Source organism: Bradyrhizobium sp. ISRA430 (assembly GCF_029909975.1).
GTDB lineage: Bacteria > Pseudomonadota > Alphaproteobacteria > Rhizobiales > Xanthobacteraceae > Bradyrhizobium.
Genome location: NZ_CP094516.1, coordinates 353,318 through 373,185 on the forward strand (window position 1 = coordinate 353,318; position 19,868 = coordinate 373,185).

Sequence of the window (19,868 nt, forward strand, 5' to 3'; positions counted from 1 at the left end):
GGCCTATTTTCCCGTCGCGCTCGCACTGAGGCGCGTCATCAGTTCGCGCTGCTTGCGGAACGCATCCGGAATCGCGCCGTATTTGAGCGACGCCGTGCAGTCGTCCAGCGCCGCCTTCAACTCGCCGAGTTGCATGTAGGCATAGCAGCGATTGTTGTAGCTCACCGCAATGTCCTGTTTGGATGTCACCGCGGTATCGTAGAGATATTTGTACCGGTTGAGGACATCCAAGGCGCTGCCGTTGTCGTTGCGGCGGAAATGGACCATCGACAGCGCGATTGCGGCCGAGCTCCGGAACTGATGCTCGGACTCGGCGACGACAGTCAGATCGCGCGCGGCCGGATCGGCATCGCCTTTGTCACTATGCGCCACGCCGCGCCAGTAATGCGCCGGCAGGTTGCCCGGCCATCGATCGATCGCCTGCGTGCAGGAGCGGATCGCGTTGTCGTAATCCTTGAGTTGGTAATAGGCGAAACAGACGGCATGATCCTGCCCGGTCTTGTTGCCGATGGCGATGGCCGCTTCCTCATAGGCGATCATATCGACGTAGCGATGGAGCTTGTTGGCGAGGTAGGCCATGTGCTCGTAGACGCCGGCAATGGCGAGGTATTTCTCCTCGTCGCCGGGGAACGACATGGCCTCGATGTCGCGCAGCGCTTCCTCGTCTTTTTGCAGGGCGTTGTCGTAGAAGCCCTTGCGGCTCCAGGACTCCGCGACGACCTTGTCGATGACGTAGTTGTTGCTGCCGGGCTTGTCCTGCTTGAGCTGGGTGTCGCTGTGCATACTGCTGGCAGCTAGCTCGAGCATGGCGCCGGTGTAATGCTCACCACCGCTGGTCTTCAGCATGTTGGAGAGCGGCTGCTCCAGCGTCGTGCTGAACTGATATTTGTCGAAGCGGTCGTAGAGGTTCAACGCGTCCACGACCTTGCGCTCGAGGTCCTTGGTAACGACCGCCTGCATGCTGGGAGCGGTGCACTCTGTCATCTTGTCGTTGTCCGGCCAGAAGCGGCTGCAGCCGGTAGCGGCGGTCTCCAGGAGATAGCGATAGAGCGCGACGTGGAGCAGCTTCAGCGGCGAGCCGTCGGCGGCTTCGCCGGCGTAGCGATCGACGAAAGCATACATCGCCTCGACGCTTCCGCCCCATTTCGGCTGGAGCACGACCAGCATGGCCGGATACAGCGGATAGTATCCGGGATATTTGGCGACGCCCGCCTCGAAAGCGCGCATCATCTCGTCGGAGAAGCCATAGCCACGCAGGATCTTCAGCCATAGCTGGAAGCTGTAGGGATTGCCGCCGTCGAGGTGGATCGAGGCTTCGATATCGGTCCGCGCCCGCTCGATCAGGACGCCATAGGCCTCCATGCGGGCGGCGGGCGTCTCGCTGACGAAGTTGCTGCCGCGTTCGAGCCAGGCCTTGTCATGAAGGTAGGCGGCACGGACCAGGAGCGGTATCGCATCATTCTTGTTCCGCGCGACCCAGGCGTCGAGATGTCCTTCGAAGTCCCGGTCGTTCAGATCCGGAATGGCGCCGATGAGATCGCCGAAGGGAAAGAAGCGCCAGGTTTCCACGCGGCTGCTCGCGAGGGCAGTGGCAACGATCTTGTCTACGGCGGGAAAATCCTCCTGCTTGATCGCATTGCGGGCCCGGAGCGCTTTTTCCGACGTCAGCTCAATGGTGCGGGGCTTGAGGTTCAGTGCCGCGATCCTGGCTTTGACCTCGTCGGTGAAGTCGCGGCCGGCTGCCTGTGCTGCGGGCCCACAGCCGAGGACAATGGCGAGCGACAGGACGCTGAGCGCGATGCGTGTCGGCGGCCGGCGGAGCAGGATGGAGAGAAGGCGGGCCATCTTCGAGCTCTTCATGAATGTCTCGTGCGAGAGGTCATAGGCGAGGAGGACGCGCGACGCGTTGTGCGTGGCGGCCCCAATGATGCGGTGAGGCTGTTAAGATTCGCCGGGGGTAGGGCCCCAAAATTTCACCAACATGTCACGGAGGTTGTCAGAAAGCGTTAGCTTTACCGGGGCGGGCGCCCCTGCGGTCGAGCGGGGATGGCCGTATGCCGCCAGTGCAGTGCTCAGCGCGCGAAAATGGTGTATCCGCAAAGAGCGCGGCCAAGGCCTGACGCCGCCGCGCCAAGATCAGTTCCCGGAGGAAACCTACATGTCGGCCTTGCCGCTTTCAGGCATCAAGATCCTTGACCTCACGCGCGTGCTTGCGGGTCCCTTGTCGGCCCAGATGCTGGGCGATTTGGGCGCGGAGGTGATCAAGATCGAACGGCCGGGCACCGGCGACGACGCACGCGCCTTCGGCCCGCCTTACCTGACCGACCCCGAGGGCAAGGCGAACAACAACAATTCGTTCTATCTTTGCGCCAATCGCAACAAGAAGTCCGTCACCGTCAACATCGCCAAGCCGGAAGGACAGGAGATCATCCGGCAGCTCGCGAAAGACGTCGACGTCTTCATGGAGAACTACAAGGTCGGCGATCTCAAGCGCTACGGGCTCGACTACGAGTCCATCAAGGCTATCAACCCCGGCATCATCTATTGCTCGGTGACCGGCTTCGGCCAGACCGGCCCGTACGCGCCGCGCGCCGGCTATGACGCCATCCTGCAGGCGATGGGCGGCCTGATGAGCGTCACCGGCCATATCGACGGCGAGCCAGGCGAGGGCCCGATGAAGGTCGGCCCGTCGATCGTCGACTACATGACTGGCATGAACACCTCGATCGGGCTTCTCTCGGCGCTCTACCATCGCGACGTCAATGGCGGGGAAGGGCAGCATCTCGACGTCTGCCTGTTCGATACCGTCATCGCGTCATTGTCGCACTGGCTGCAGATCTACCTCGTCAACGGCAAGACACCGCCGCGCCGCGGCACCTGGGGCAATGGTGGCATGCCGGCCGGCGTGTTCCGATGCACCGACGGCGAACTGATGCTGGTGGTCGGCAATGACGGCCAGTTCCAGCGTACCTGCGCCGTGCTCGGCGAGCCTGAGCTCGCCAACGACAAGCGCTTCATCAAGAACAACGACCGTGTCGTGCACGGCAAGGAGATCATGGCGATCTTCGCCGGCCTGTTCCTGACGAAGCCGGTGGCCTATTGGCTGGAGAAGCTGGAGGAGGCCGGGGTGCCGTCAGGTCCGATCAACAATTTCGAGCAGGTGTTTAGCGATCCGCACGTCCAGTCGCGTGGCATGCGGGTGAAGGCCAACCACCCCTTCGAGCCCGATCTGTCGCTGATCCGCAACGCGCTGACCTTCTCGGGGACGCCGATCAAGGACTACCGCGCCCCGCCGCTGCTGGGCGAGCACACCCAGGAGGTGCTCGGCGGCAAGCTCGGCTATGATGCCGGAAAGATCGAAGCGCTGAAGAAGCAGGGCATCATCTAGCGGCCCGGCGTGCTCAGGCGCGCAAGTGCGCTGCTGAGCGCGCCACCATCTCCCACAACGGGAGAAGGAAGAGGGCCGGTAATCGCGTTGAGTTACACCGACAAGGGGCGCCATCGCATGATCACCGGCAAGACCATCATCACCTGCGCGATCACCGGCAATCTCACCAAGCCCGAGCAGTCGCCTTACTTGCCGATCACGCCCGAGCAGATCGCGACATCTGCATTGGAGGCCGCAGAGGCGGGCGCAGCTATCGCGCACATCCATGTACGCGATCCCGCGACCGGCCGCCCCTCGATGTCGATCGAGCTCTACCGCGAGGTGATGGAGAGGATCCGCGCGCGCAACAAGAGCCTCATCATCAATCTCACCACCGGTCCGGGCGGGCGTTTCGTCCCCTCGATCGAAGATCCCCGCGTTGCCGGCCCCGGCACCACGCTGCTGCAGCCTGAAAAGCGCGTCGAGCATGTCGAATTGCTCAAGCCCGACATCTGCACGCTCGACCTCAACACCATGAATTCCGGCGGCGAGGTCGTGATCAACACCCCGCGCAACGTCCGCATCATGGCCGAGCGGATGACGGCGGCGGGCGTGCTGCCGGAGATTGAGCTGTTCGATTCCGGCGATTGCCATCTGGCACGCGACCTGTTCGCCGACGGCACGTTGAAGGGACCGGGCTTGTTCTCGCTTGTGCTCGGGGTGAAGTACGGCTTCTCCGCCACGCCTGAGACGATGTTCTATGCCCGCAGCCTATTGCCGCCGGGCGCCATCTGGTCCGGATTCGGCATCGGCCGCGCCGAGTTCCCGATGGTCGCACAGGCGTATTTGCTCGGCGGCCACGTCCGCGTCGGCATGGAGGACAACCTTTATATGTCGAAGGGCGTGCTGGCGAAGACCAACGCGGAGCTGGTCGCGCATGCAGCCGCGATCCTGAAGAGCCTCGGTGCGGCTGTCGCGACGGCCGCCGATGCGCGGGCGATGCTCGGGCTGGCCTGAACGCCTCACTCCTGCTGCTCGCGCCAGGCACACTTCGCGGCCTCGCGAAAATCCGAGGGCCGGCTGCCGAAATGGCGGCGGAAGGCGCGGTTGAAATAGGAGACGTCGCCAAAGCCGCTCTCGTGGGCGATCCGGGCGATGTTGAGATGTCCGAAGCGGCGGTCGACCAGCATGCGGTGGGCCCTTGCCAGCCGCTCGGCGAGCACGAAGGTCGAGAAAGACGAGCCGTCCTGCTCGAACAATTTGCGCACATAGCGCGGCGAGATGCCGTGGCGGGCGGCGATCGCTTCCGTCGACAGCTCGCTATCGCTGAGCGCGGCCAGGATGTCCGACTTGATCGCGCTCAGCCGCGCCGCGGTGCCACCGCGCTGCCGCGCGAGCTCGGCATAGTCGCCATGGGCGCCGAGCGCGAGTGCGGCGAGATCGATCAGGTGCTCGGATGCGCTACGCGCGACCGCCGGATCGGACGGCGGCGCGCCGTTGCCGAGCGCGTCGACATAGCGGGTCAGAAGACGCAGCGCGTCGTTGTCACTCGGGATCGAGCGGCCGAACGCCCGCGTGTAGTGCGGGGCGAGCCGCGCCAGCACCGGCAGCGAGAACAGCAGGGTGACGAAGCTTCCTTCGGTCAGCATGGTGCTGGTCGAGGGATCGAGCGGCGCGATCACGCTCGCGCTGCCGACGCCTGAGATCAGCTCCTTGCCGAACTGGGTCGCACTGGCGCGGCCCGAGCGCAGCACGCTGATGGCGAGGAGGTCCTTGCTCCGCGTCGCGAGCTCCTTGGAGACGCGATAATGCGCCGCCGAGCGCGAGCCGGCCGCGATGCTGACGTTGGGCAGCAGATTGAACGTCACGTCCGCATGAAACGGCTGGTCCCCGATCGGCTCGATGTCGACGCTGGCGATGCCGCGCCCGTAGACCTCCCGCCACATCTGAAGCCGTTTTGCTTCCGGAAAGTCGCGGGTCGAAATGTGTGCGCGCCGGAATGGTCCTGTGTCCTGCATGTGCCCCCCGGGAATCATCGGTACCGCAGCTTTGACGCAGGATGCCAGAGGGAAGTTCGAAGCTGGACCTGGCCGGCCGAAATGTCGGCTGCGCCCGGGTCGATGTCACGTTGAGACAAGCCGGCACGCGGATTTGGTGGCACGGGCGCCACACTGACCGCCGAACCGCCGTGATGTTCCGCCTGGGCCGATCGCGCGTTCCGCCAAGGCCAAGACAGTTGCGCGGCCCTCGGGTCAATTGCCGGCCGAACGGCTGCTTCGGCCGCAAGACTGGGAATGACTGATGACGATGGAAAGCCGCACCGCCGGAATCAAGACGGTGCACCGCCCGACCTCAATGCGCGACAGCACGGGACTGCTGCGGCGACTGGCCGCCCCGTTCTCGCTGTCGGCGGCCGCGGTGGTCGCCTTGCCGGGGGGGCCTGCGGCCGCCGCCTGCGTGCAGTCGGGCAGTGTCGTCACCTGCAGCGGCGCGAACAGTACCGGGTTCGGCTCCGGCCTCGAGAGCAATCTGTCGCTGACGGTGGTGTCCGGCGCCTCGATCACCGTTCCGTCCAACGTGATCGCGATCGACCTCGGCGCCGGCAACACGGCCGTCAACAACGGCGCCATTTCGGTCGGCGACAATGCGGCGGGCATGCAGGGGAGCGGCAACAACAACACATTCACCAACACCGGCACGATCGCCATCGGCTCAAATGCCGCGGGCATCTTCATGCTGGGCAACAACAATAAGGTGTCCAACACCGGCGCGATCACCGGATCGACGCTCATGGGCGTCGGCATCGATGTTCTCGGCACGGGCAACGCCGCAACCAATTCCGGCACTATCACGCTGACCGGCACGGCCTCGACCGGCATCTCCGCCAACGCGACCGGCAACACCATCCAGAATTCGGGGACCATCACGATCGGTGGCGGTAGCGGCACCAACGGCCAGGGCGTCTTTCTGCTCGACAGCAACACTTTCACCAACAGCGGCACGATCCATGCCGCCGGCGACGACAGCGTCGGTGTCAGCATCTGGGGCAACGGCAACACGATCACCAACACCGGCACGATCGTCGCGACCGGCGCCACCGGCATCGCGGTCGGCTTCGGCGGCACCGGCAACACGGTCGTCAATAACGGCACCATCAAGGGCGGCACCAACGGCTATTCGCTGTTCTCGTTCGGCACCACGGGCAATAGCATCACCAACAACGGTACGCTGGACGGAGCCATGTTCTTCATCGGCACCGGCAACAGTCTAACCAACAACGGCCTGGTCACCATCAGCGATCCGGCGACGGCGCTTGCGCCCGGCAACATCGACTTTGGCGGCACGTTCACCCAGTCGGCGCAGGGCACGCTGGCGCTGCGCGTTGACAGTGCCGGCCATGGCGACGGCCTCTATGCCCAGGACCAGGCCAAGCTCGGCGGTACCTTGCGAGCGGTCGTGCAGGCGGGCCTCTACCAGTCGACGACCACCTATACCGGCCTCGTGCAGAGCCCTGGAGCCGTCACCGGACAGTTCGGCGCCGTCACCTCGTCCTCGGCCTTCTTCAACGCGGTCGCGACCTACAACGCCAACTCCGTGGACCTGACCCTGACGCGCCAGGGATTTGGCGCGGTGGCAGGTGAGACGGCGAACCAGCGTGCGGTCGGCAATGCGCTGGAGGCCGGCTACACGCCTTCGCTCACGGGGGTTGCCGCGGCATTCTATTCGCAGCTTCTCGCCGCAGGTTCGGTGGGCGTGCTCGACAAGCTTTCGGGCGAGGGCACCAGCGGCACCCAGAACACGGCCTTTGCCGCCGCCAACATGTTCGGTCAGACCATCGATGGCCAGATGAATGCCTGGCGCGCCGGCACCCGTGGCAGCGCGACGGGATCGGGTGCGCTCGGCTATGCCGAGGCGCGGCCGGCGACCTCGGCGTTCAACGCGCTGAAGGCGCCGCCGTTCGCGCAACCGCAATGGCACGCCTGGGCGTCGGGCTTCGGCGCCGGACAGTCGCTGTCGGGCGATGCGGCGGTCGGCAGCGCAGGCTTCAGCGACCGTGTCGCGGGCGGCGCGGTTGGCGTGGATCATCTCGTTGGTCCGGATCTTCTGGTCGGCATCGCCGCCGGCGGCTCCAGCGCAACGTTCAATGTCGATGATCGCGCCACCTCCGGCCGGCTCGACGGGGCCCATCTCGGCGCCTATGCGATGCAGCGCTTCGGTGCGGCTTACGTCTCGGGGCAGCTCGCCTACAGCCACTTCAACAACTCGACCACGCGCATCATCACCGGCGTCGGTGCTGACGAGATCGCGAAGGGCTCGTTCGGCAGCGATCAATTCGGCGGAAGGCTCGAGGTCGGCCGCACCTATGATTTCGGCACGGTCGCGGTGACGCCGTTTGCCGCGCTCCAGGCGGCAAGGCTGTGGCAGGCGGGCTATACCGAGACCAGCATCACGGGCGCGGGGCCCGGCGTGCTCGGTCTGAGCTACGCGGCGCGGAGCGTGTCGTCGCTGCCGCTGTTCCTCGGTAGCAAATTCGATGCGCGGTTCGATCTCGGCAACGGCATGATGTGGATGCCGTTCGCAAGCCTTGCTTGGGTGCACGAATTCTCGCCGACCCGCGACGTTACCGCGACGCTCGTGTCGATGCCGGTTCCGGCCTTCACCGTCGAAGGCGCGCGGGCCGCCAGCGACGCCGGTCGCGTGGAACTCGGCTCGCGCCTGGTGTTGAACCGCTGGTCGGAACTTTCGGCGCGCTTCACCGGCGAATTCTCGAACGTGGGCCAGATTTATGCCGGCACCGGATCGTTGCGGATAAGCTGGTAGCGCGATGCAACCGCGCGGAACCCGCGTGACGCTCGGGCTTGCCTGGGGCTTGTCCACAATCCCCAGGTGAATCCGGTCCGTAGTCGACCCGGCTTCCTCTTTTCGCCCGACTCTGATTCGATCTTTGCCATCCGTCGCATCAGCGTTCGGGGGGAAGAAGAATGTCCTACACGATCGGGTTCCAGGCCAAGAACCAGAAGGCAATCCTGGCGACAGAAGCGGCCACGGCCAATCAGGCGGTTGCCGTCGTTGCAGCGCTGCAACAGAGCGCAAACGCCATCGAGTTCATCCGCTCGCCTCAGGAAGGCGACATGGGTATCGAGATGCTGCTGCTGCTCGCCAAGGAAGAGGCCGAGGAGATGCCGCAGCGGGTGTAGCCCGCGAGCGCGACCACAGTTCGAGCTCAAGCGAAGCATGCTGGCTGCATGATGATGTAGCCTGTTGCTACCTTGCTTGAACCGAAGGTGGCCGCCCATGAAGCGCGAGGCTCTGCGCGTCGAACCGATCTCGACCTATCTCGACCGCTGGAAGGCGCCGGTCTCGCCGGTGACGCGCGCCGGCGACATGATCTTCGTCTCCGGCCTGCCGCCGTTCGACCCCGAGACGGGCGAGATCGCGGTTGCGCCGATCGAGCGCCAAAGCGAATTGATCCTGGAGCAGATGAAGCTGTGCCTTCAGACGGCGGGCGCCTCGCTCGACAACGTCATGAAGTGCAATGTCTACTGCACCTCAGCCAGGCACTTCGCCGTCTTCAATGCGATCTATGCGCGCTATTTCCCGGAGCAGCCGCCGGCGCGGATCTTCGTCTGCATTCCCGAATGGACCGGGCCTTTCGACATCGAGATCGACTGCATCGCGATGGTCTGAGATTTAACGCGCATCGCGTGCCAGCGCACGCGCCGGGGCCTTGGTCTCGGCCTTGCCGGCGGTCAGCGCCATCGCCGCGACACTGACCACGCGCGCGATCACGTCCTCGACGTCGTCGAGGTCGCATTTGCCCTCCGACAGCTTCGTCAGCCGCTCGCTCTCGCGGATGGTGTGGTGCGCCATAGCGAGCGCAAAGTTGAGACCCCAATAGATATCGATGTCGCTGCGCTCGGGCAGGGACCGTCGCATCGCGGAGACGAATTTCCGCAAATGGTCGATCTCGCGGTTCTTGATGCGGCGGATCGGCGGCACGGACTCGATCGAGGCGCGGATCATGAAGCGCGCCGCGGTCGAGCGCTGGTTCTCCGGACCAAGGCAGCCGCGCAGCGTCGGGCCGACGAGGGCGCGCAAGATCACCTCGATCGGCGCGCGGCCGCCGCCTTCCTCCTCGGCCGCCTTCAATTCGCGCAACCGCTCGCGGTTGGTCGCGATCGACCGCGTCACGAACAGCTCTGCGATCAGCTCGTCCTTCGAGCCGAAATGATAGTTCACCGCAGCTAAGTTGACATTGGCATCCGCGACGATGTCGCGCAGCGTGACGTCGCCGAAGCCGCGATCGGCATAGAGCCGCTCGGCGGCAGCGAGGATTGCGGATCGGGTGTGATCGCTGGCCATGGAGTGCCCTCAGGCGAGGGAGTTGCAATTCAAACAGTTGTATGAAACTATCGTTTGAAGGTCGGAAAAAGTCAATCCGCTTGATGGAATTAGCCGCGCTTGCGGCGTTGGTTCCCTCTCGTATCCGCAACTTGCCGAATGGTGCTTGCGAGCTGCGCGCGGCGGGAGGACAGTCCGGCGCAAAACCGCTTTGTAGAAAGAGACGAGGAGCATCCCATGGATTTCGATCTGTCGCCCAAGCAGAAGGAATGGCTCGACCGCGTGCAGTCGTTCATGACCAAGCACGTGCGTCCGGCGGTGCCGGTCTACAACGAGCAGGACAAGAGCGGCGATCGCTGGAAGGTCATTCCGATCCTGGAAGACCTCAAGAAGAAGGCGAAGGCCGAAGGCCTCTGGAACATGTTCATGCCGCCGTCCGAGCATGAGGACGATGAATTCCGCGGCGCGGGATTGACCAATCTCGAATATGCGCTGCTGTCGGAGCAGATGGGCCACATCTCCTGGGCCTCTGAAGTGTTCAACTGCTCGGCGCCCGACACCGGCAACATGGAAGTGTTCATCCGTTACGGCACCAAGGAGCAAAAGCGCAAATGGCTGCGTCCGCTGATGGACGGCGAGATCCGCTCCGCCTTCCTGATGACTGAACCGGCGGTGGCGTCGTCCGATGCCACCAACATCGAGACCCGAATCGAGCGCGACGGCGACACTTACGTCATCAACGGCCGCAAATGGTGGTCGTCGGGCGTCGGCGATCCCCGCTGCAAGATCGCGATCCTGATGGGCAAGACTGACCCTTCGGCTGCAAAACATCAGCAGCAGTCGCAGATCCTGGTTCCGCTCGACACGCCCGGCATCAAGGTCGAGAAGATGCTGCCAGTGTTCGGCTTCGATGACGCGCCGCACGGTCATGCCCAGGTGCTGCTCGAGAACGTGCGCGTGCCCGCATCCAATATCCTGCTCGGCGAAGGCCGCGGCTTCGAGATCGCGCAGGGCCGCCTCGGTCCGGGCCGCATCCATCACTGCATGCGCACCATCGGCAAGGCCGAGGAGGCGCTGGAGAAGATGGTGAAGCGGCTGATGTCGCGCACCGCCTTCGGCAAGAAGATCGTCGAGCATTCGGTGTGGGAGCAGCGCATCGGCGAAGCCCGCACCAACATCGAGATGACGCGTCTGCTCTGCCTCAAGGCCGCCGACATGATGGACAAGGTCGGCAACAAGACGGCGCAGGCCGAGATCGCCATGATCAAGGTCGCAGCCCCCAACATGGCGCTGAAGATCATCGACGAGGCGATCCAGGCCTTCGGCGGCGGCGGCGTCTCGGACGAGGCGGGGCTTGCCAAGGACTACGCCCACATCCGCACGCTGCGGCTCGCCGACGGTCCGGACGAGGTGCACAATCGCGCCATTGCCAGACTTGAAATCCGGAAGTATGCAAACTCTCCCGGTCATTAAGAGGGAGCGCCCTTTGGTGCTCCCGACTTGAAGAAACGACAGGGCATGATCCGCAAAAGCCGGATGACCGCTTGACGCAAGTGCGTGCGCGGTGACCGGCTAGGATCATGCACCGACTGAAGAGGGAGCGTCATCGTGGCTGACGGCGTCAGGAAAGACGAAGAGTTCTCGGGCACCAAGCCGGTCGAGGAGCGGCATCGTTTCGACGAGCTGCGCCTGGACGCCTGGATGCGCGACAACGTCGAAGGCTATGAGGGGCCGCTGGTCGTCCTGCAGTTCAAGGGCGGCCAGTCGAATCCGACCTACCGGCTGAATACGCCGAGCCGCTCCTACGTGATGCGCCGAAAACCGTTCGGCAAATTGCTGCCGTCGGCGCACGCGGTCGATCGCGAATACCGGGTAATCGCAGCACTCGGCAAGCAGGGTTTTCCGGTTGCGCGTGCCTATGCGCTCTGCCAGGACGACAGCATCATCGGGGCGGCCTTCTACATCATGTCGATGGAGGAGGGCCGCGTGTTCTGGGATCCGACACTGCCGAGCCAGGATCCCGAAGCGCGGCGCAAGATCTTCACCAGCAAGATCGAGACGCTGGCCAAGCTCCATATGTTCGATCCCAACGCGATTGGCCTCGCCGACTTCGGCAAGCCCGGCAATTATTTCGCACGGCAGATCGACCGCTGGACCAAGCAGTATCGGGCGTCCGAGACCCAGCACATTCCTGAGTTCGAGAAGGTCGCCGAATGGCTGCCGAAGACCGTGCCCGAACAGGCACGCGTCTCGATCGTGCACGGCGACTATCGTCTCGACAACATGATTTTCCATGCGACGGAACCGCGCGTGCAGGCCGTGCTCGATTGGGAGCTGTCGACGCTCGGCGATCCCATGGCCGACTTCACCTATCTGTTGATGCAGTGGATCATGCCGGGCCTGCAGGGCGCCGACCTCAAGGCGCTGAACATTCCGAGCCTGGAAGAGGCTGCACAGATTTATTGCAACGTCACCAAGATGAACGTGCCGGACCTCAACTGGTACTTCTCTTACAATCTCTTCCGCCTCGCGGGCATCACGCAAGGTATCGCCGGCCGCATCCGCGACGGCACCGCTGCCAACGCCAAGGCGCTCGAATCCGCCAAGCGCACCGTGCCGCTGTCGAAGGCGTCATGGGAATACGCCCAGAAGGCGGGCGCGGTGTAAGGAACGAAGGCGCGGCCGGTGGCCGCGCCCTTTTGTTTTAGATTGTCGCTGTCGTCACACACTCCGCGTCATTGCCCGCGAAGGCGGGCAATCCAGTATTCCAGAGGCCATGCAGGGATACGGAGAAGCCGCAGCGTACTGGATGCCCCGCCTGCCGCCTTCGCTAAAGCTTCGGCGGCCCAGGACCGCAAGCCCGGCGAAGCCTAGGCGTAGCCGGGTCGCGGGGCATGACGGCGATGTTGCGGTGACGCATCCGCAAGAAGGGCTATCCGCATGATCGATTCATCGACCCTCATCACCTACATCCTCATTGTGCTCGGCTTCGTCTTCATCCCGGGGCCAGCCACACTGCTCACCATGGCGCGCGCCGCGAGTTCCGGCACGAAGGTCGGGATCGCGACGGGAGCGGGGGTCGCCGCGGGCGATCTAATTCACACGAGCATGGCAATCGTGGGCCTCTCGGCAATCATCGCCACCTCGGCGCTGCTTTTCAGCGCCGTCAAATATGCGGGCGCGGCCTTCCTGATCTACCCCGGCATCCGCGCCATGCTCGACAAGGCGCCGATCGATATTGCCGGCGGCGCTCCGCCCATCAGCGCGACGAATGCATTTCAGCAGGCCGTCCTGACCGAGGTGCTCAACCCCAAGACGGCCCTGTTCTTCCTCGCGTTCCTGCCGCAATTCGTCCGGCCGGAGCATGGATCGACCACGCTTCAGCTCGCCATCCTCGGTGTCGTGTTTGTGCTGCTCGGTCTTGTCAGCACGGTCGTGTTTGCCGTCGGCGCCGCCCGCCTCGGCTCTTTGCTACGCCGCCACCCGGCTGTCGTGAAGTGGCAGGGCAAGGTGGTCGGGACCATCTACTGTGCCGTCGGCGTGCGGCTGGCATTGCAGGAGCGTTGAGCCGGTAGGGCGGATTCGGCCCCGCAGCCGGGCCGAGCGCAGCGAGATCCAGGGAAAACTGTCCCGCATGTCGCTTCGCTCATGCGGGCTACACGCTGTCCCCACACTCTCCGCGTCATTGCCCGCGAAGGCGGGCAATCCAGTATTCCAGAGGCTGTGCAAGGATACGGAGAAGCCGCGGCGTACTGGATGCCCCGCCTGCCGCCTTCGCTAAAGCTTCGGCGGCCCAGGACCGCAAGCCTGGCGAAGCCTTGGCGTGCCGGGTCGCGGGGCATGACGCGATGATGAGGAGAGCTCGCACTTCGTCATTGCGAGCGAAGCGAAGCAATCCAGAATATCTCCGCGGCGACGGTCTGGATTGCTTCGTCGCTTCGCTCCTCGCAATGACGAGGGTGCGATTACGACGCCGCGCAATGCGCGATCAGCTTCTCCACAAACCCCGCGCACTTCTCCAGCTCCGCCATCTCCACGAACTCGTCGGGCGTATGCGCCTGCGCGATCGATCCCGGGCCGATCACCACTGATGGCACACCGGCCATGCTGACGAACAGGCCGGCCTCGGTGCCGAAGGCGACCTTGGCGTGGTCGTTGCGTCCGGCGAGCTGTTTTGCCAGCGTGACGATCGTGGCATCGGCGTCGGTGTCGAGGGCGGGATAGTCGAGGATCTCCTCGAAATCGATGCCGCACTCCGGATGCTTTGCCTTCATCGCCGGCTCAAGCTCGGCTTTCGCCCAGGCGATGATCGCGTCCGTCACCTGCTTGGATTCGGTGATGCCGATGCCGCGGCATTCGAACTCGACCGCACAATGATCCGGCACGATGTTGAGCGCAGCGCCGCCATGCACGATGCTGGTGAGGAGGGTGGTGTGCGGGACATCGTAGAGGTCGTCGCGCTCACCACTGCTTGCCAGCTTCACGGCACGGCGACGGATTTCGGTGATCAGCTCGGCCGCATATTCGATCGCGTTGACGCCGTCGGGCGCGATCGAGGAATGACGGGCGAGCCCGCGGAACGTTGCGCGCACGCCGTGCTTGCCCTTATGGCCGACGATGACCTGCATCTGGGTCGGCTCGCCGACGAAACAGCCGAGCGGCTTGACTTTTTTCTTCGCGACCTCGCCGAGCATCGGCCGGACGCCGACACAGCCGATCTCCTCGTCATAGGAGATCGCAAGATGGATCGGCGTCTTCAGCTTCGCCTCCAGCATCTCCGGCACCATCGCGAGACACACGGCGACGAATCCCTTCATATCGGTGGTGCCGCGGCCGTAAAGCCTGCCGTCGCGCTCGACCAATTTGAACGGATCGTGGCTCCAGTCCTGGCCGACGACCGGCACCACGTCGGTATGGCCTGACAGCACGAGGCCCGGTCGATCCTCCGGCCCGATCGTGACCCACAGCGAGGCCTTCTGTGCCGGCTCATCGACGATGCGCTCGGCTTTGACGCCGAGGGCGGCAAGGTAGCTCTCGATGTGGGCGATCAAGGGCAGGTTGGAGCGGTCGCTGACAGTGTCGAAGGCGACGAGGTCGGCGAGGAGCTTTCGGATACGATCGGTTCTTGAACTTGGCATTTCCAGAGTCTTGTCAGAGGTTGCGGAGATAGAAGCTGCTTGCATGAACCATACCAACGGAGCAGTCCGATGGGCAAATCAGACGGTGGTCCGTAGCCGCGATGGTCTCGTAGGGTGGCTAGCGAAGCGTAGCCCACCGCTTGTCTCACCACTGGGTGGAAAGGTGGTGGGTTACGCCCATCGGGCCGCGCTCGCGCGGACCGTTCGGGCTAACCCACCCTACAAGTCCTTGCGCTGCCCGTCGGGCAAAACACGCCAGCGGTGGGTCAATTCGCGAGACGAAAATATTCGTCTTTACAGAAATTCTGTTTTACCGTAGTTTTCGCTCACTCCGGCCCAAGGAAGAGGGGCGTATCGCGATCGTCACGACACGCGGGCCGGGCGGCGGTGGATGCAGGTCGCGTCGGCGCGAATGGCTTCGCAGGGCGGGCGACCGTGAGCGAAGGCATCGCGCACACGACCGGTGTGATCAGCGTACGGCAAAATCGTGTGGTCCTGGCGCCCGGAGTCTGTGCGTCAAGTCTTGCGGTGATGTGGCGGCCCGACCGGACCGCGCGCATCAGCCATCTGCAAGGCGACGGGGGCAATAGTGCATCGCTCCCCGGGGAGAGCACGACATAAGCCGTTCCAACCACTGCGCAGGGAAGGCCGGGATGTTTTCCGGTTGCCCCGCGGTTTTTCCCGCTGTGCATTGTAGCGCAAACTGCTCTTGCGCATGGCGGGCCATGGGAGCCAGCCGGCTCCCGGTCTTCCCTGCGCCCTCCTTCATTGGCGAGGGTGAAGCGATGAAACAAAGCTCGGGCGAAACAAGCCGCGAGGACGCGAAGGTGTGTCCGCAACGGAAATGCGAATTGAAAGAGCGCCGCCGTCACCCACACTCCGTCATTGCGAGCGCAGCGAAGCAATCCAGAATCCTTCCGCGGCAGCCTGGATTGCTTCGCTGCGCTCGCAATGACGAGGTTGAGGCAGTTGCGTGCAATGCGCCCCACCGCCGTCCCGGCCTTCGCCGGGACGACACCGAGGATGGGGCGGCGCCGTACAGGACGAAGGCGAGAACGCGTGTTAAACCGGCTTGCCCGTATACGGCATCGACGCCGTGAGGCCGCCATCGACTGGAAAGGCCTGGCCGTTCACATACGATGCTTCGTCGCTCGCAAGGAACAAGCCCATCGCCGCGAGCTCGTGCGGCTGGCCGGGGCGCTTCAAGGGGTTGAGCTGGCCGATCTTATCGGAGGTGCCGCGCTCCCTGGCGCGATCGAAGATCGGCTTTGTCATGCCGGTTTCAATCAGGCCGGGGCAGACCGCGTTGATGCGCACGCCAGTGCCGGAGAGCGAATAGGCGGTGGTCTGCACCAGGCTGATCACGCCGGCCTTGCTCGCAGCATAAGGATGTCCGCTGGCGCCAGCCTTGAGGCCCGCGACGGAGGCCGTCAGCACGATCGCGCCGGACTGCTGCTTGACCATGTGCGGCATGGCGTACTTCACGGCGAGGAACGGCCCGATCAGATTGACACGCAAGATCTCCTGCCAGTGCTCGACAGTCTGCTCGGGAATAGGAACGAGCCCGCCGGAGACGCCGGCATTGGCCCAGATCACGTCGAGCCGGCCGTGTGTCAGCACCGCCTTGTCGATGACGGCAACGACGTCCTTCTCGGAGCCCGCATCCGCCAGCATCGCTTCCGCGGTGCCGCCGGCCTTCCTGATCTCCTCGACGGTGTCCTTCACCGCTTCGGTCCGATCAACCGCGATCAGCTTTGCACCTTCCTTGGTGAACAACAGTGCAGCCGCGCGTCCGATGCCGCTGCCGGCGCCAGTGATGATGACAGATTTGCCTTGCAGGCGGCCCATGCGCTTCTCCCTTGTGGCTCCCGCGCGACGCTTGCCGCGCGACGGAATTTCAAACAGAATTTCAAACGGCCAAGAAATCTTAAAACGGCAAAGTGTCTTGAGACACGTTCGTTACTCACGTACAGCGACATCAAACGGGATGGAAGGGTTTCGATGGCAGGCGCAGACAAACCGAATGTGGTCACAACACGGTGGTGGTGGGTGCGTCATGCGCCGGTGCGCAATGACGGCGGCAACATCTACGGGCAGAGCGACATCGCCTGCGACACCAGCGATGCCTACGTCTTCGCTGCGGTCGCAAAGGTCCTGCCGCGCAACGCGGTGTGGTACTCGAGCAATTTGATGCGCACGCACCAGACTGCGGAAGCGATCTGGGCGGCGGGCTTTCCGAGGCCCGCGACCATGACATGGGAGGCGGATCTGGCCGAACAACATCTCGGCCAGTGGCAGGGCATGAACCGCGCCGCGTTCGTCGCGAGCCGTCCGGTCGGCTCGAGCTGGTTCGCCGATATCAACGAGCCCGCGCCGGGCGGCGAGAGTTTCATGGACCTTTACAACCGCACCCGCCGCACCATCGAGCGGATCAATGTCGAAGCCGCGGGCCGGGATGTGATCGCGGTCGCTCATGGCGGCACGATCAAGGCGGCGCTGGGACTCGCGCTCGGCGGCCAGCCGGAGCAGGGGCTCGGGTTCGATATCGACAATGTATCGGTGACGCGGCTCGATCATTACGCGAGCGCCGAGCGGGTGGTCTGGCGTCTGCCGATGGTCAACCAGCAGCCGTGGATCGCGGACGAAGCGCACGCCGGGATGCATCAGCCGGCCGGACCGGAAATCAAGAAGCTCGCCTAAGGCCGTTGTCGCTGCGCGCGAGCGCGGCGTAAGCTCCGAGCCAATTTCAAATCGTACTGTGGGAGAGAAACATGACCTTGTTCGACATGAAGGGAAAAGTCGCCGTCATCACCGGCTCGACGCGCGGCATCGGGCTTGCGATCGCCGAGCGCATGGCCGAGCACGGCGCAAAGGTCGTGATCTCCTCGCGCAAGGCCGATGTCTGCGACCAGGTCGCAAAGGACATCAACGGCAAGTTCGGCAAGCATACCGCGGTCGCGATCGCTGCGAACATCTCCTCGAAGGAGAACCTGCAAAACCTCGTCGACGAGAGCAATCGCGCCTTCGGCAAGATCGACGTGCTGGTCTGCAACGCAGCGTCCAACCCGTATTACGGTCCGCTCGCCGGCATCTCGGACGATCAGTTCCGAAAGATCCTCGATAACAACATCGTCGCCAACAACTGGCTGATCTCGATGGTGGTGCCGCAGATGATCGAGCGCAAGGACGGCTCGATCATCATCGTCTCCTCGATCGGCGGCCTGAAAGGCTCGACCATCCTAGGCGCCTACGCGATCTCCAAGGCCGCCGACATGCAGCTCGCGCGCAACCTCGCTTGCGAATACGGCAAGCACAACATCCGCGTGAACTGCATCGCGCCCGGCCTGATCAAGACCGACTTTGCGAAGGCATTGTGGGACAATCCGGAGAACCTGAAGGCCTCGACCTCGCGCTCGCCGCTCCTGCGCATCGGCATTCCCGACGAGATCGCGGGTGCGGCCGTGTTCCTGGGCTCGAAGGCCGGCGACTTCATGACCGGCCAGACCATGGTGATCGACGGCGGCGCGACGATTAGTTGACGCGTTAGCGCGTGGGAATGGGCAAGTATGCAGCCCCCACACCGGCGTCATCGCCCGACTTGATCGGGCGATCCAGTATTCCAGAGGCGGAAGTCGTGCGAACGAACGACCGCCGCGGAGTACTGGATGCCCCGGTCAAGCCGGGGCATGACAGATGAGAGCGGGGAGAGCGCCGCGCGTCCGACGAAGGGTCTTCAATCCACCGCCGCGTACACCAGATTCCGCACCAGCGTGCGGGTGTAGTCGCGCTGGCCCGGGCCCTGGCTCATGAACACCGCGAACGGATCCTCCTTCGGATCGATCCAGAAGAACGTGCCTGCAATGCCGCTCCAGAAATACTGGCCGACGCTGCCGGGGAACGGAGCGATGCCGGCGTCCCTGCGTACGGCGAAGCCGAGGCCAAAACCGTGGCCGGGAGCGAGCAGGGTGCCGTTGGTCGGAACGCCCGGTCCGAGGTGATCGGAGGCCATCAGCTCCAGCGTCTTGCGGCCGATGATCCTGTTGCCGTCGAGCGTGCCGCCATTGCGCAGCATCAGGCAGAAGCGGGCATAGTCCATCGTGGTCGACACGAGGCCGCCGCCGCCGGACTCCATCACCGGCTGTTCCAGCATGTTGAAGAGCGCGACCTTGTCGCCGCTCCAGGGATCGACCGGAAACGGCTCGGCGAGCCGGCGGGCATTGGCCTCAGGGGTCGAGAAGCCGGTTTCGGTCATCTGGAGCGGCGCGAGAATCCGCTCGGCCAGGAACGTACCGAGCGACTTGCCGCTGATGATCTCGACGATGCGACCGAGGATGTCGGTCGAGCGGCTGTAGTTGAATTCCGCGCCGGGATGGCAGACGAGCGGAAAGCTCGCGACAAGGGCGGCGTGCTCGGCGTTGGAGATCTTGCGGCTGCGCACCCGCGAGTCCTGGTAGATCTTGTGCACTGGCCCGTCGCCCTGGTGCTCATAGGTCAAACCAGAGGTGTGGCGGAGCAGGTCCTGCACCGTCATCGGCCGTTTGCTCGGAACCAGTTCCAGCTTGCCGCCGCTGACCACGCCGACCTTCTGGTCGGCGAACTCCGGAATGAATTTTGCGACGGCGTCGCCGAGCAGCAGATGCCCGTCCTCGACCAGCGCCATGATGGCGACGGACACGATCGGCTTGGTCATCGAGAAGATGCGGAAGATCGAATCACGCGCCATCGGCGCAGAACCCGCCGGGCTCTGCCGTCCCAACGCCTCGAACCAGCCGACCTGACCGCGGCGCGCCACCAGTACGGTGACGCCGGGCACGGTTCCCTTGTCGACCTCGCGCTTGAAGGCGTCCGACATGGCCTGGAGACGGGGACGCGACAGCCCAAGCGCTTCCGGCTTCGCCTCCGGCAAAGGCGGCGTTTTCGGCGTGATCGCGGCGTGAGGGGCGGCTTGAACAGTCGCTTGGGCGGTCATGTGGGCACTCCCGGTTGCTCTTTATAATTATCGGGAATGAACTCTGGCCCAG

At 64.2% G+C, this 19,868-nt stretch carries 16 protein-coding genes; 10 read left to right on the forward strand and 6 right to left on the reverse strand.

Annotation, left to right across the window (positions count from 1 at the left end; all coding sequences use genetic code 11):
• Positions 1 to 3: 3 nt before the first annotated feature.
• Positions 4 to 1,860 carry a hypothetical protein gene (locus tag MTX21_RS01955; protein ID WP_280970271.1) on the reverse strand — a complete coding sequence of 619 codons (1,857 nt, stop codon included), beginning with the start codon at positions 1,858 to 1,860 and terminating at the stop codon, positions 4 to 6.
• A 298-nt stretch (positions 1,861 to 2,158) separates the two neighbouring features.
• Here MTX21_RS01955 and MTX21_RS01960 point away from each other — a divergent pair, with 298 nt between their 5' ends.
• Both MTX21_RS01960 and MTX21_RS01965 read left to right on the forward strand, forming a co-directional pair.
• Positions 2,159 to 3,388: a CaiB/BaiF CoA-transferase family protein gene (locus MTX21_RS01960; RefSeq protein WP_280970272.1), complete on the forward strand. Its 1,230-nt coding sequence runs from the start codon at positions 2,159 to 2,161 to the stop codon at positions 3,386 to 3,388.
• A 120-nt stretch (positions 3,389 to 3,508) separates the two neighbouring features.
• Positions 3,509 to 4,384 (forward strand): 3-keto-5-aminohexanoate cleavage protein, encoded by an 876-nt coding sequence (locus tag MTX21_RS01965; protein ID WP_280970947.1) that lies wholly within the window; start codon positions 3,509 to 3,511, stop codon positions 4,382 to 4,384.
• Positions 4,385 to 4,389: 5 nt separating this feature from the next.
• Here MTX21_RS01965 and MTX21_RS01970 read toward each other — a convergent pair whose 3' ends face one another.
• Positions 4,390 to 5,385, reverse strand: coding sequence for an AraC family transcriptional regulator (locus MTX21_RS01970; protein ID WP_280970273.1), 996 nt, complete (start codon positions 5,383 to 5,385; stop codon positions 4,390 to 4,392).
• A 283-nt stretch (positions 5,386 to 5,668) separates the two neighbouring features.
• On the opposite strand from MTX21_RS01970, the gene MTX21_RS01975 reads away from it, so the two are divergent.
• The 3 genes from MTX21_RS01975 (at position 5,669) to MTX21_RS01985 (ending at position 9,055) form a co-directional block, all read left to right on the forward strand.
• Positions 5,669 to 8,188, forward strand: coding sequence for an autotransporter outer membrane beta-barrel domain-containing protein (locus MTX21_RS01975; RefSeq protein WP_280970274.1), 2,520 nt, complete (start codon positions 5,669 to 5,671; stop codon positions 8,186 to 8,188).
• A 161-nt stretch (positions 8,189 to 8,349) separates the two neighbouring features.
• The gene (locus MTX21_RS01980; protein WP_280970275.1) at positions 8,350 to 8,565 is read left to right on the forward strand and encodes a hypothetical protein; all 216 of its coding nucleotides are present in this window, start codon (positions 8,350 to 8,352) and stop codon (positions 8,563 to 8,565) included.
• A 97-nt stretch (positions 8,566 to 8,662) separates the two neighbouring features.
• Positions 8,663 to 9,055: a RidA family protein gene (locus tag MTX21_RS01985; protein ID WP_280970276.1), complete on the forward strand. Its 393-nt coding sequence runs from the start codon at positions 8,663 to 8,665 to the stop codon at positions 9,053 to 9,055.
• A 3-nt stretch (positions 9,056 to 9,058) separates the two neighbouring features.
• On the opposite strand, the gene MTX21_RS01990 is transcribed toward MTX21_RS01985, so the two are convergent.
• Complete coding sequence (locus MTX21_RS01990) at positions 9,059 to 9,730, reverse strand: TetR/AcrR family transcriptional regulator (protein ID WP_280970277.1); 672 nt, start codon at positions 9,728 to 9,730, stop codon at positions 9,059 to 9,061.
• 216 nt (positions 9,731 to 9,946) lie between these two features.
• Here MTX21_RS01990 and MTX21_RS01995 point away from each other — a divergent pair, with 216 nt between their 5' ends.
• The 3 genes from MTX21_RS01995 (at position 9,947) to MTX21_RS02005 (ending at position 13,276) form a co-directional block, all read left to right on the forward strand.
• Positions 9,947 to 11,182 carry an acyl-CoA dehydrogenase family protein gene (locus MTX21_RS01995; protein WP_280970278.1) on the forward strand — a complete coding sequence of 412 codons (1,236 nt, stop codon included), beginning with the start codon at positions 9,947 to 9,949 and terminating at the stop codon, positions 11,180 to 11,182.
• A 135-nt stretch (positions 11,183 to 11,317) separates the two neighbouring features.
• Positions 11,318 to 12,376 (forward strand): phosphotransferase family protein, encoded by a 1,059-nt coding sequence (locus MTX21_RS02000; RefSeq protein WP_280970279.1) that lies wholly within the window; start codon positions 11,318 to 11,320, stop codon positions 12,374 to 12,376.
• A 273-nt stretch (positions 12,377 to 12,649) separates the two neighbouring features.
• Positions 12,650 to 13,276: a LysE family translocator gene (locus tag MTX21_RS02005; RefSeq protein WP_280970280.1), complete on the forward strand. Its 627-nt coding sequence runs from the start codon at positions 12,650 to 12,652 to the stop codon at positions 13,274 to 13,276.
• Between the two features lie 398 nt (positions 13,277 to 13,674).
• Here MTX21_RS02005 and argE read toward each other — a convergent pair whose 3' ends face one another.
• Entirely contained in the window at positions 13,675 to 14,847 is a 1,173-nt protein-coding gene (gene argE, locus MTX21_RS02010) for an acetylornithine deacetylase (RefSeq protein ID WP_280970281.1), read from the reverse strand.
• Between the two features lie 1,062 nt (positions 14,848 to 15,909).
• Positions 15,910 to 16,695: an SDR family oxidoreductase gene (locus MTX21_RS02015; RefSeq protein WP_280970282.1), complete on the reverse strand. Its 786-nt coding sequence runs from the start codon at positions 16,693 to 16,695 to the stop codon at positions 15,910 to 15,912.
• 153 nt (positions 16,696 to 16,848) lie between these two features.
• On the opposite strand from MTX21_RS02015, the gene MTX21_RS02020 reads away from it, so the two are divergent.
• A complete protein-coding gene (locus MTX21_RS02020) occupies positions 16,849 to 17,547 on the forward strand; it encodes a histidine phosphatase family protein (RefSeq protein WP_280970283.1) in 699 nt (232 codons plus the stop codon).
• A 71-nt stretch (positions 17,548 to 17,618) separates the two neighbouring features.
• Complete coding sequence (locus MTX21_RS02025; RefSeq protein ID WP_280970284.1) at positions 17,619 to 18,386, forward strand: SDR family oxidoreductase; 768 nt, start codon at positions 17,619 to 17,621, stop codon at positions 18,384 to 18,386.
• A gap of 194 nt (positions 18,387 to 18,580) precedes the next feature.
• On the opposite strand, the gene MTX21_RS02030 is transcribed toward MTX21_RS02025, so the two are convergent.
• Positions 18,581 to 19,816: a serine hydrolase domain-containing protein gene (locus MTX21_RS02030; RefSeq protein ID WP_280970285.1), complete on the reverse strand. Its 1,236-nt coding sequence runs from the start codon at positions 19,814 to 19,816 to the stop codon at positions 18,581 to 18,583.
• Between the last annotated feature and the right edge of the window lie 52 nt (positions 19,817 to 19,868).